Annotated in this window: 8 protein-coding genes; all 8 read left to right on the forward strand. The window is 70.0% G+C overall.

The window, feature by feature from the left end:
- The first annotated feature begins 64 nt into the window (after positions 1-64).
- The 8 genes from ACIRG9_RS24950 to ACIRG9_RS24985 all read left to right on the forward strand — a co-directional run bounded on the left by ACIRG9_RS24950 (position 65) and on the right by ACIRG9_RS24985 (position 13240).
- Positions 65-2308: a family 43 glycosylhydrolase gene (locus ACIRG9_RS24950; RefSeq protein WP_402860458.1), complete on the forward strand. Its 2244-nt coding sequence runs from the start codon at positions 65-67 to the stop codon at positions 2306-2308.
- 74 nt (positions 2309-2382) lie between these two features.
- Positions 2383-3549, forward strand: coding sequence for an L-rhamnose isomerase (gene rhaI / locus ACIRG9_RS24955; protein ID WP_402860461.1), 1167 nt, complete (start codon positions 2383-2385; stop codon positions 3547-3549).
- Positions 3550-3607: 58 nt separating this feature from the next.
- Complete coding sequence (locus ACIRG9_RS24960; RefSeq protein WP_402860464.1) at positions 3608-5659, forward strand: bifunctional aldolase/short-chain dehydrogenase; 2052 nt, start codon at positions 3608-3610, stop codon at positions 5657-5659.
- 56 nt (positions 5660-5715) lie between these two features.
- Positions 5716-7170 (forward strand): arabinose isomerase, encoded by a 1455-nt coding sequence (locus ACIRG9_RS24965; protein ID WP_402860467.1) that lies wholly within the window; start codon positions 5716-5718, stop codon positions 7168-7170.
- A gap of 18 nt (positions 7171-7188) precedes the next feature.
- Positions 7189-7404, forward strand: coding sequence for a LuxR C-terminal-related transcriptional regulator (locus ACIRG9_RS24970; protein ID WP_402860470.1), 216 nt, complete (start codon positions 7189-7191; stop codon positions 7402-7404).
- A gap of 80 nt (positions 7405-7484) precedes the next feature.
- Complete coding sequence (locus ACIRG9_RS24975) at positions 7485-7637, forward strand: hypothetical protein (RefSeq protein WP_402860473.1); 153 nt, start codon at positions 7485-7487, stop codon at positions 7635-7637.
- Between the two features lie 3 nt (positions 7638-7640).
- The gene (locus ACIRG9_RS24980; protein WP_402860476.1) at positions 7641-11756 is read left to right on the forward strand and encodes a glycosylhydrolase-like jelly roll fold domain-containing protein; all 4116 of its coding nucleotides are present in this window, start codon (positions 7641-7643) and stop codon (positions 11754-11756) included.
- Complete coding sequence (locus ACIRG9_RS24985) at positions 11753-13240, forward strand: rhamnulokinase family protein (RefSeq protein ID WP_402860479.1); 1488 nt, start codon at positions 11753-11755, stop codon at positions 13238-13240. The genes ACIRG9_RS24980 and ACIRG9_RS24985 overlap by 4 nt, the downstream gene beginning before the upstream one ends.
- Positions 13241-13315: the final 75 nt, after the last annotated feature.

The raw sequence follows: 13315 nt of genomic DNA on the forward strand, positions 1-13315 counted from the left end.
TTCGGGCGATCAGCACCGCTCGAACGCTTGCACCGGCGAACAGCCTGAGGGAAGGAACCGTGGGATGAGGCACGACATGACGGGTGGCCAGACAGCGCAGATCGGCCGGGCGCCCAACTTCCGCAAGCGGCTCCTGCAGCTGACCGGTGGTCTGCGCCGAGCGGCCGTGAGCCGGCAGCGCCTACTTCTCCTGGGCGCGGCGGCCGCCCTGGCGATCGTGGTCGCCAGCCCACCCGCCGCGGCCGAATCGCCGCAACCGGTGACGACTGTGGTAAACGGCGACGCGGCCGGGTCGACGATCCGGTTCGCCGCGGGCGGGGACGCGGTCGACGCGCACGACGGCGAGATTCGCCGCTTCGGCAACCGCTACTACCTCTACGGCACCAGCTACGGCTGCGGCTACGAGTGGCAGCGCCCCGGCAGGCCGTTCTGCGGTTTCAGGTCCTACAGCTCCACGGATCTCGTGCACTGGCGCGACGAGGGCTTCCTCTTCGACGCCTCAACCGCGCAGTGGCAGCAGCGCTGCAGCGGCAACACCTACGGTTGCTACCGCCCGCACGTCGCGTTCAACGAGGCGAAGCGGAAGTACGTCCTCTGGATCAACTCGTACGACATCGGCGTCGGCTACCACGTCTTCACCGCCGACCGGCCGGCCGGCCCGTTCGTCGAACAGCGGTTCCCGACGCTCGCGGTGACCGCTGGCGTCCCAGCTGGCCTGAACAACGGCGACCACGACGTCTTCGTCGACCGCGACGGCACGGCGTACCTGGCGTTCACCGACTGGCGCCGGGGCGGCGACATCGTCGTGGAGAAGCTCGACCCCGAGTACCTCACCGGCACCGGCGAGTACGTCCGGCTGGGCCTCACCGGGGTCGAGGCGCCGTCGATGTTCGAGCGCGGCGGTCGCTACTACCTCACACTCTCCGACCCGAACTGCGGCTACTGCACCACCGGCACCTCGTACCTCACCGCGCCGTCCCCCCTCGGCCCGTGGACCGGCGCACCCGTGAAGGACACCTGGCGGATCACCGATGGTGCCCTGCTCGTCGAGGGCGGCGGCGTCGGGCTGTCCAAGGCGGGCGCACAGTGGACCGACTACGACCTGACCTTCACCGTCACGCCGCTGCAGTCCGCCAGCCAGGGCGGCCACTCCTACGCGCAGGCCGGATGGGTGTTCCGGGCCTCCGATCCCGGTACCGGCTACTCCTGGCTGCTCGGCAACTACCCGCACGCTGGCGCCGTGGGCGGCAACCTCACCAAGATCATCTGGCGGGGCGGCGGGATCGCGAGCGCGAAGACAGTCCCGACGCCGATGCCGATCGAGGGCGGGCGCTCCTACGCCGTACGCACCCAAGTGGCCGGCAGCACCATCCGTACCTGGGTCGACGGGGTGCTCATCGACGAGACGACCGACAGCACGTACCGCGCCGGGCGGGTGGGCTTCCGGGAGAGCGGGGGCTCGGACCACGAGAGCGCGCGCTTCGTCGACGTCAAGGTGATCGCGTCGGACGGTACCGTTCTGCTCGCCGACGACTTTGCCGGCGACCTCGCGGCCTGGGACCGACCGGCCCTACCACCCACCGGCATCAAGATCAGTAACGACTCGTGCGGCGGGCAGCCGGCCGACGTCGTTGAACTGCCAGCCCGCCAGGGCAAGGTCTACCTGTACCAGAGCGACCTGTGGGAGAACGGGGCGCCGAACGAGGCCCTGGCGCGGCACCACTGGGAGCCGCTGCGCTTCCGGGCCGACGGGTCGATCGAGCCGCTCGCTTGCGGTCGCAGCTACGACCTGCCGCTCGCCGGGCTGCACGCGACGACTGGTCCGGCGCTGCCTGCCGGCACGGACGTGACGACCGGCGACGTCGGCTTCCAGGCATTCTGCGACGTGGCCCGCCAGATCCAGCGGGCGCAGACGTTCACCATCGGGCGCAGCGGCCGGCTGGAGGCGGTGGCCTACACCACCTTCCAGAGCGGACACGCCGACGGGCCGCTGGTGCTGGAGGTCACCAGGCTGGGCCCGGACGGCCGGCCCGGCACAGTGGTCGCCCGGCGGGAGGTCGCCGCGGCCGGCGTGAGCTGGTCGCCGTCGCGGGTCGTTGTCGAGGTCGACCTGGACGTGGCAGCAGGGGAGCGGTTCGCGCTCGTGGTCCGCTCCACCGCCGCCCGTGGGTGCTACGGCATGGCCTACAACGACGCCGATCCCTATCCCACGGCCGGTGGGGCCCTCTACAGCAACGACGGTGGCATGACCTGGCGCGAGGAGGCCGGCCGCGACCTGCGCCTGGACACCACAGTTCGGACGGCCTGACAACGGTGACCGAGCCAACAACGGCACAGCACAACAGCAGCACACGACGTGAGATCAACCGGGGAGCACGACTGATGACCGACATTGCAAGGATCAAAGCGGCCCTGAGGGCGCAGCGGATCGAGACACCGTCGTGGGCCTTCGGCAACTCCGGCACCCGCTTCAAGGTTTTCGCCCAGGAAGCAGTGCCGCGCAACGCGTACGAGAAGGTCGACGACGCCGCGACTGTGCACCGCTTCACCGGCATCGCGCCCAGCGTCGCCCTGCACATCCCCTGGGATCACGTCGCGAACTACGCCGACCTGTCCAAGCACGCCAGCGATGCGGGGATCCGGATCGGCGCGATCAATCCAAACGTCTTCCAGGAGGACGACTACCGCCTCGGCAGCGTCTGCAACCCCGACCCGAACGTGCGCCGCAAGGCGCTGGACCATCTGCTGGATTGCGTGGAGATCGGCGTCACGACCGGTTCGACGATCCTCAGCCTCTGGTTCGCCGACGGCACCAACTACCCGGGGCAAGACAGCGTCCGGGCCCGCCAGGACCGCCTCGCCGAGGCGCTGGCGGCAACCTACGCTGCGATGCCCGAGCGTATGCGGATGCTGCTGGAGTACAAGCTCTTCGAGCCGTCGTTCTACACCATGGACGTGCCCGACTGGGGCACGTCGTACCTGCATTGCCTGGCACTGGGGGACCGGGCCCAGGTGCTCGTCGACACCGGCCACCACGCGCCGGGCACCAACATCGAGTTCATCGTGGCGCTCCTGCTGCGCGCCGGCCGCCTCGGCGGCTTCCACTTCAACAGCCGCTTCTACGCCGACGACGACCTCATGGTCGGCGCCGCAGACCCGTTCCAGCTGTTCCGGATCATGCACGAGATCGTGCAGGCCGGCGCTCTGGACGCCGCCGCCGACGTGGCGTTCATGCTCGACCAGTGCCACAACATCGAGCCGAAGATCCCCGCGATGATTCGGTCGGTGCTCAACGTGCAGGAGGCTACCGCCAAGGCGCTGCTGGTCGACGCCGACGCGCTGCGCGCCGCCCAGCAAAGCGGCGACGTCCTCGGCGCCAACGCCGTGCTCATGGACGCGTTCAACACCGACGTCCGGCCCATCCTCGCGGAGCTGCGCGAGGAGATGGGCATCGACCCCGACCCAATCGCCGCCTACCGCCGGTCGGGTCACCACCAGCGACTCGTCGCCGAGCGGCAGGGCGGCTCGCAGGCCGGCTGGGGCGCCTGACAGCCGCTCGACGCCACCACGAGGCCACCGCCGTACGAAAAGACCGGAGAAGGACACAATGAGTACGACCAACCCGACCGTCGCGGCTCTGCTCGATCGCGCGCACCGGCTCGGCGCCGATCCGCAGAACACGAACTACGCCGGCGGAAACGCCTCCTGCAAGGCGACCGCGACCGACCCGGTTACCCGAGAAGACACCACGCTGATGTGGGTGAAGGGTTCCGGCGGAGATCTCGGCACGCTCACCGAGGCAGGCCTGGCCGTCCTGCGGCTGGACCGCCTCCGCGCGCTCGTTGACGTCTATCCCGGCGTCGACCGCGAGGACGAGATGGTGGCGGCCTTCGACCACTGCCTATATGGCAAGGGCGGCGCCGCCCCGTCCATCGACACCGCCATGCACGGCCTGGTCGACGCCGTCCATGTCGACCACCTGCACCCCGATGCTGGCATCGCGTTCGCGACCGCCGCCGACGGCGAGGCGCTCACCAAGGAGTGCTTCGGCGACCGGGTTGCCTGGGTGCCGTGGCGCCGCCCCGGGTTCCAGCTAGGCCTCGACATCGCGAAGATCAAGGCGGAGAACCCGCAAGCGATCGGCGTGATCCTGGGCGGGCATGGCATCACCGCCTGGGGCGACACATCGCCGGAGTGCGAGGCCAGGTCGCTGGAGATCATTCGTACGGCACAGGCGTTCATCGACGCGCGCGGTGCGGCCCAGCCGTTCGGCGCGCTCCTGGACGGGTACGGGCCGTTGCCCGAGGCGCCGCGACGGGCCCGCGCCGCGGCGCTCGCCCCGATCGTCCGCGGGCTCGCCTCGACCGACGCGGCCCAGGTGGCGCACTTCACCGACTCCGACGTGGTGCTCGACTTCCTGGCCCGGGAGAAGCACCCGGCGTTGGTCGCACTCGGCACATCCTGCCCCGACCACTTCCTGCGCACCAAGGTGCGGCCGCTCATCGTGGACCTGCCGGCGACTGCCCCGCTAGAGGACGTCATCGCGCGCCTAAGGGAGCTGCACACCGCGTACCGGGAGGAGTACGTGGCCTACTACTCGCGGCACGCGACGCCCGATTCGCCGCCGATGCGCGGTGCCGATCCGGCCATCGTTCTCGTGCCCGGGGTCGGCATGTTCTCCTTCGGCAAGGACAAACAGACCGCGCGGGTCGCCGGCGAGTTCTACGTCAACGCGGTCAACGTGATGCGCGGCGCCGAGGCGATCTCCACGTACGCCCCGATCCCCGAGTCGGAGAAGTTCCGGATCGAGTACTGGGAACTGGAGGAGGCGAAGCTGCGCCGGCTGCCCGCGCCGAAGCCGCTCGCCGCGCGGGTCGCGCTCGTGACCGGGGCGGGCTCGGGCATCGGCAAGGCGATCGCGACACGGCTGGCCGCCGAGGGCGCCTGCGTGGTGATCGCGGACCGGAACGCGGAGACCGCGTCGGCGGTCGCCGCCGAGATCGGGCACGGCAAGGGTTCGGACGTCGCCGTGTCGGTGCGGATGGACGTCACGGATTCGGGCCAGATCGAGGCGGCCTTCGAGGCGGCCGCGCTGGCCTTCGGCGGGGTCGACCTGGTGGTGAACAACGCGGGCCTGTCCATCTCCAAGTCGCTGCTGGAGACCGACGAGGCGGACTGGGACCTGCAGCACCGCGTCATGGCCCGCGGCTCGTTCCTCGTGGCCAAGGGCGCCGCCAAGGTCATGATCGATCAGGGGATGGGCGGCGACATCGTCTACATCGCCAGCAAGAACGCCGTGTTCGCCGGCCCCAACAACGTCGCGTACGGCGCGGCGAAGGCCGACCAGGCGCACCAGGTGCGGCTGCTCGCAGCAGAGCTGGGCGCGCACCGCATCCGGGTGAACGGCGTCAACCCCGACGGGGTGGTGCGCGGATCCGGGATATTCGCCGGCGGCTGGGGCGCTCAGCGCGCTGCGGTCTACGGGGTGCCCGAGGAGAAGCTCGGCGAGTACTACGCCGGACGGACACTGCTCAAGCGGGAGGTGCTGCCGGAGCACGTGGCCGCCGCAGTCTTCGCGCTGGTCGGTAGAGATTTGTCGCTCACCACCGGCCTCCACATTCCGGTTGACGCCGGTGTGCCGGCCGCGTTCCTCCGCTAACCGTTACCGACCCGAGTCGTCGTAATAGGACCACACCGACCCGAGAGGACCACGAGATGACCGCCACGAGCGAGCCGGTCGCCACCGGCCCCACGCTGACCCGAATCCCGCGGCGTCGAGTCAAGGTTGGGCTCGTGGCGGGCGGCCTCGGCGCATACTGGCCGCAGTTTCCCGACCTGCTGCCACAGCTGCAGCGGTCGGCCGCTCGCGTGAGCGAGAAGATGGATGCCCTCGGCGCGGACGTCGTAGACGTTGGTTTCATCTCCGACGCGCAGGAGGGCGCGGCAGCGGCGGAGAGGCTGAGAGCCGAGGGCTGCGACATTATTGTCGGATTCCTCACCACCTACATGACCGCGACGATGCTCCTGCCGATCGCCCAGCGCAGCGACGCGCCGGTGTTGCTCATCAACCTGCAGCCGACCGAGGCGATGGACCACGCGACCTTCGACACCGGGCAATGGCTGGCCTACTGTGGCGCCTGCCCACTGCCGGAAATGGCCAACACGTTCACCCGCTGCGGCGTCCCGTTTCGCTCCGTCTCCGGCTACCTGGAAGACGAACGGGCCTGGGCGCGGATCGCCAGCTGGGTGAAGGCGGCCGGCGTCCGAGCTGCGCTGCGGCGTGGTCGGCACGGCCTGATGGGCCACCTCTACCCCGGCATGCTGGACGTCTCAACCGACCTGACCATGGTGCCAGCCAACTTCGGCGGGCACATGGAGGTTGTGGAGTTCGACGACCTGCGCGTGCGGGTCAACGCCGTGACCGACGAGCAGGTGTGGGCAAAGGTGGAGCAGGCACGCGAAGTCTTCGCCATCACCGACTCGGTGCTGGACGAGGACTTCGAGTGGGCAGCGCGCGTCGCGGTCGGGCTCGACCGGCTGGTCGAGGACTTCGAGCTGGACAGCCTCGCCTACTACCACCGGGGGTTGGAGGGCGAGCTGCACGAGCGGCTGGGTGCCGGCATGATCCTCGGGGCCTCCCTGTTGACCGCGCGGGGCATCCCGGTGGCCGGCGAGTACGAGCTGCGTACGTCGCTGGCGATGCTCGTCATGGACCGGCTCGGCGCCGGCGGGTCGTTCACCGAGCTGCAGGCGCTGAACTTCTTGGATGACGTGGTGGAGATGGGCCACGACGGCCCGGCGCACCTGGCGATCAGCGACGGCAAGCCGCTGCTACGCGGGCTCGGTGTCTACCACGGCAAGCGGGGCTGGGGCGTCTCGGTCGAGTTCGACGTGAAGCACGGCCCGGTGACCGCCTTCGGTGTCGGCCAGACCCGCGACGGGCGGTACACGTTCGTGGCTTCCGAAGGAACCGTCGTCGCCGGGCCGCTGCTCCAGATCGGGAACACCACCTCGCGGGTGGACTTCGGCTGCGATCCGGGCGAGTGGACCGACGCGTGGAGCGCCAGCGGCGTCGGGCATCACTGGGCTCTCGGAACCGGGCATCGGGTGGCCGAGCTGAGGACGGTTGCGGAGTTGCTCGACGTCGAGTTCCACGAGCTGCGGGTATGACCGGAGGGAGGCCGGCACGTGGACGTCGTCAACGTGCCACGACCTGATCTGTCCGAGGACGATGTGGCAGTCCTCGCGCTGCTCGCGCGAGGACTGTCGCTGGACGCCGTGGCCCGGCGCCTCGACACATCGGACCGCACGGTGCGCAGGCGCACCCGAACGATCTGCGATCGACTCGGTGTCGCGACACCGATCGAGGCGGTCGTCTGGGCGGCGCGCCGCGGCCTGATCTGACCGGCGCTGGCGGATCCGCATCAGGCAACGACGCCGCCCGGTACGCCGGGTCACGTCTTACTCAATCCTGAGGAGCACCTATGGAACGTTCGGCCGCCAAGGCGAACGACGGCGACAACTCCGCGGCGCACTGGGACGGCGGTGCCGGCTGGAATGACGGCACTCCCGGGAGCTTTCCGGACACGGTGATCGAGTTCGAGGCATTCGCCCCGACTAACCCAGATGAGGAGTGACGAGTGAAGCCCCTTTCCGTCCGGGTCGCCGCCGCTGCGCTTGCCGTGCTGTGTTCCGTCGCCACCGTCACGTTCCCCCAGCCAGCTGCGGTCGCCAAGCAGGCACCGAAAGGCCTGGACACGGCCCGGTTCGCCGACCCACGCCCGGACAGCCGGCCGACCGTGCTGTGGTTCTGGAACGGCACCGTGACGCCGGCTCTGGTCGACCGCCAGCTCGGCGAGCTGCGGGCACAGGGCGTGTACGAGGCGATCGTGTTCCCCTTCGACACCACCGCGCTGAAGCCGACGTTCTTCAGCGAGCAGTGGTTCGCCATCATTGAGCACACGCTGCGCGAGGCACAGCGCACCGGCATGCACCTCTGGCTGTTCAACGACGACTTCTTCCCCAGTGGCCGCGGCGGCGGGCTGGTCGTCAACGGCGGCAAGGTAGGAGATCGCACCTACGAACCGCACCCCGAGCTGCGCCCAACGGGCCTGCAACGGACCACCAGAACCGTGACCGGTCCGATGCAGGTGGCCCTCGACGGTGCCGCAACAGGGCTGGACGTCGCGGGCGGCCGTCTCGTCGTTGACGCCACCGCACTGAACGGTGCCGCCGTGTTGAAGACAGGAGCAGCCTGGAGCACCTACACGCTCACCGCCCGCACCCGGCTAGAGCGCGGCACGGCCGGCCTCGTCGTACGCGCCACCGACGAGCGCAACGGCTACCTGGTGGATACCCGCCGCGACGACGGCGGAGTCGACATCTGGCGCCAGCAGAACGGGATGTTCACGCTGCTCAGCCACCCAGGCGGCGTGCCCGACTGGGACCCGGCCGCCGAACACGAGATCACGGTAGTGGTCTCCGGAAGCACCATCACCCCGTACGTGGACGGCAAGGCCCAGCCGTCAGCCACGGACAACACGTTCCCGCGCGGCACCGTCGGGGTCCGCGCCGTCAGCGACCAGCGCTCCACGTACGACGAGATCTCCGTTTCGGCTCCCGGCGGTGAGCCGTTGTACCGGCAGACGTTCGACGACGTCGCCGCACTCGACGACTTCCGGCCTCGGCAGAGCGCCGCGAAGGTGGTCTCCGCAGTCGCCCGACCCGCCGGGTCGACGGACGTCGGTACGCTCATCGACCTCACCGAGGACGTGGCGGCAGGCCACACCTGGCAGGCACCCGCGGGGCAGTGGCGGGTGGACACCTTCACCGCGACGCCACTGGCCGACGACAATGCCTGGTCGTTCCGCCGCAACTACCTCGACCTGCTCGACGACGACGCCGTAGCACGGATGCTGGACGCAGTACCAGGCGAGTACTACCGGCGGTTCCCGTGGGCATTCGGCACCGTGTTGCGCGGATTCTGGGACGACGAACCCTTCATCGCCTCAGCCGACGCTCACTTCCAGCAGAACCCGTGGTCGCCAAGCCTGCACGCCACCCTCAAGAACGTCGGCACCACACCCGGCGTCGCGTACGCGGCCCTCTTCGACGACCTCGGGCGGGACGGGCGGATTGCACGCGGCGCCTACTGGCGCGCCGTCTCCGACCGCTTCGGTGAGGCCTACTACGCCCAGCAGGCACGCTGGATGGCCGACCACGGCGTCGCCTACATCTCCAACCCGCTCTGGGACGAGTACGGCCCCGCCGAGCAGATCGCCAGCACCGGCAACCTGCACAAGAACAACCAGTGGGCACAGGTGCCCGGCACCGACGTCGTGTTCGACCAATACGCGCCCGGCGGGCGCACGATGCTGCCCCGCTACGCGGCGAGCGACGCCCACCAGAACGGCCAGGACCGGGTGCTGCTGGAGGCCTTCGGTGCGATGGGCTGGCACGTCTCACCGGAGTTCTCGCGGGCGCTGCTCGGGGCGTTCGCGGCGCGGGGGATCAACCTCACCGTGCTGCACGCGATGTGGACCGACGAAAGCAACGTCGTCTACCCACCGCCGTTCGGCTCGGGCAACCCCTGGTGGCGTACGGCGAAGCCGCTCACAGACTGGATCGGCCGAGTGATGGAGGTCGCCCGCGGCCGGGCCGTTGCTTCGACCGTCCTCATCCAACCGCAGCGGGCCGCTGAGGCATGGCAGGGCACGCTCACCCAGGACGCGATCGACCGCGACTTCACCGCCGCCGCATACGCGTTGGAGGACGAGCAGGTCGACTTCGACCTGCTCGACGAGGGCGCGCTCTCCGGCGACCCCGCGATCCGCGCCCACGCACAGGTGCGCGGAGGGCGGCTGCACGTCGGGGAGCAGTCGTACCGGATGGCTGTGCTTCCGCAGGCTCCGACCAACGATATCGCCACCGTACGGACGTTGACCGCATTCGTCCGTACCGGTGGCACGCTCGTCGCGGTCGGCGATCTCCCTCGGGAAGAGGCTGCCGGCCGCGACACCGAACTCCGCGAGGCGCTCGTGGCGCTCTTCGGCGACAGCAATACGCCGGCCGAGCACCGGCACGGTGCCGGACGCGTAATCCGGCTTGTCGCGCCGCCGGCGCTCGGGGAAGCGGCCCGCTCGGCGGGCGTCGCCGCGGCCGTGCTCGAACCGGCTCAGCACGCGGTCCGGGTGCTCCGGCTCGAGACCGGTGCGGACAAGGCGTTCCTGGTCACCAATGAAAGCGCGGCGGTGGTGCGTACCACCGCGACGTTCGCCGCGAACGGCACTCCGGAAATCTGGCAACCGGAGTCCGGTCAGACCACGACCGCAACCACGTTCCGGCAGGTGCCCGGCGGTCGGGACATCGCAGTCCCGCTGGAGCTTCAGCCGTACCAAACGCTTGTGGTCGCCTTCCGGTCCGCGGCGCCGCCGCCAGCCGCGGTACCACACGTGATCTCTGGCGACGTCACCGTCACCACATTGCGCTCGGGCGAGGCCGGCAACCTGCGGGTGGACACGGTGCTCGACGCACCAGGCAGCCACCGGTTGGTCGCCAAATCGGGCGGCCGGCTGTTCAGCGGCACCGTCGCGACCCACGACCCGCTCAACCCGGTCACGCTCGGCGATGACTGGACGGTGCGGTTGGACAAGCCCGGCGCCGAGTCGCAAAACCGGCCACTCGGTTCGTGGACGGCAATCGACAAGTCGTACTCCGGCTCGGCGACCTACTCCCGAACGATGGAACTGGACGAGGCGACGCTGGACGGGCGCCGGTTCATCCTCGACCTCGGCGACGTCCGAGACGTCGCCGAGGTCTCGATCAACGGGCAGACGTTGGACCCGCTGCTGTGGAAGCCCTACCGCCAGGACGTCACCTCCGCGCTGCGCGCCGGGCGCAACGACATCCAGGTGCGGGTCACCAACACCCTCGCCAACCGGCATGGCGACCACCGGCCAGCTGGACTGCTCGGCCCGGTGACGCTGCGGCCGCAGCGGGCCGTCTCCGCCGAACTCGCGCCGCTTGGAAGCGAACCGGTGTACGAGATCGGCATGCCGGTCGCGGCTGCCGTGTCGCCCGGCCAGTCCCGGGAACTGCAGGTGCGGGTGCGCCGCTTCGGCGGCGGCTCGGGCAACGGGCAGGTCGAGTTCGCCGCCACTGGCGGACTGACCGTGATTCCGGCCAGGACCGATGTGAAGTTCGGCCGCGACGGCGAGGCGACAGTGCCGCTCACGCTGATCGCTCCCGTGGACGCGGCAGTTCCCGGCAGTGGAACCCTCACCGCGACGGTCGGCAGCGAACAGCACGAAGTGCCGGTGACCGTCGACCTGGCCACACGGCTCGGCCGGGCCAGCGCCTCCTCCACCCACAGCTCCTTCCAGCCCGACGGCGCGATCAACGGGGACCGCAGCTCAGATCGGTGGGCCCAGGGCAACGGCTGGAACGACGCGACTCCAGGCGCCTTCCCCGACACACTCACCGTCGACTTCGCCGCACCCGCGCCGGTAGGGCGGGTCGACCTCTACACGATCGACTCCGCGGTGTACCCGGCGAAGGACTGGGGCATCCGCGATGCCGACGTGCAACTGCTGATCAGCGGCGAGTGGCGCACCGTCGCCGAGATCCGCGGCAACACCGAGGGCCTGGTGCGGCGGACCTTCGAGCCGGTCACGGCGAGCGCGCTGCGTGTGGTCGGGCGGGCCGCCAACGACGGCACCTACTCCCGCATCATCGAGCTGGAGGGATACCCACGGTGAGTACTCGGGGCGGCGCCGCCACGGTCGCCGCGATCGACCTCGGCGCTTCCAGCGGTCGGGTAATGCTGGGCCGGGTGGAGCCTGACCGGCTCGACCTCATTGAAGTCAACCGGTTCCCCAACGTGCCGGTACGCCTCGCGGGCACGCTGCACTGGGACATCCTGGCGCTCTACCGGGGGATCCTCGACGGGCTACGAGCGGCCGGCCGGCAAGCCAGCCACCTCACCTCCGTCGGGATCGATTCGTGGGCGGTCGACTACGGCCTGGTCGACGCGAATGGCGCCCTGCTCGGCAATCCCGTGCACTATCGCGACGAGCGCACCGACGGTGCCATGGACAAGGTGCTCGCCAGAATGCCGGCAGAGGAGGTCTACCAGATCACCGGGCTGCAGTTCCTGCCGTTCAACACGCTCTACCAGCTCGCCGCGTCCGCCCAGTCACCGCAGCTCACTGCCGCGCGGAGCCTGCTGCTCGTTCCCGACCTGCTGAGCTACTGGCTCACCGGAGTCGCAGGCACCGAGGTCACGAACGCGTCCACGACCCAGCTTCTCGACGTGCGCAGCCGCACCTGGTCAGACCGACTCCTCGCCGCGGCCGGCGTGTCGGCGGACCTCTTCCCGCCGATGCGCCAGCCGGGCGACGGGGCGGGAGCGCTATTGCCCGACGTCCTCGACGAGACCGGTCTGGCCGGTCCAGTGCCGGTCACCGCCGTCGGGTCGCACGACACGGCCTCCGCGGTGGTCGGCGTGCCGGCGGCCGGGGAGCGGTTCGCGTACGTGTCGTGCGGCACCTGGTCGCTCGTCGGCGTCGAACTTGACACGCCCGTCCTGACCGAGGAGAGCCGACGCGCCAACTTCAGCAACGAAGGCGGAGTCGACGGCACGATTCGCTACCTGCGTAATGTCATGGGCCTGTGGCTGCTGCAGGAATCGATCCGCTCCTGGAAGGCTGCCGGGCTCCCCGCCGACCTGGCTGCACTACTGCACGATGCAGCCGACGTTCGGCCCTTCTCCGCGGTAGTAGACGCCAACGACCCGGCGTTCTTGCCCCCCGGCGACATGCCGGCACGCATCGCCGTCGCCTGCCGAAACACCGGACAGACGCCGCCGCAAAGCCAGGCCGAGACAGTCCGTTGCATCATGGACAGCCTCGCGCTCGCCCACCGCGTCGCCGTGCACGACGCGGTGCGGCTGTCAGGCCGCGACATCAACGCCGTGCATATCGTCGGCGGCGGTGCCCGGAACACGCTGCTGTGCCAGCTCACCGCGGATGCCTGCGGCCGGCCCGTCATAGCCGGGCCGGTCGAGGCGGCGGCTCTCGGCAACGTCCTCGTCCAGGCCCGGGCTGTCGGCGCGGTGTCGGGCGACCTGGGCACGCTGCGGGCGCTCCTGCAGAGGACGCAGGATCTGCAAACCTATGAGCCACGGGGGGACGAGGCGGCCTGGCGTAGCGCCGCAGCCCGCATCGGCCTCGGCGTGGGCTGACCTCACACCGTCGAGCGTGAGCAGGACCGGCAGGCGTCACGCTTTGCCGTGAGCGTCACCGTCCCTCGGCGGTGA

The organism is Micromonospora sp. NPDC093277 (assembly GCF_044765245.1).
GTDB lineage: Bacteria > Actinomycetota > Actinomycetes > Mycobacteriales > Micromonosporaceae > Micromonospora.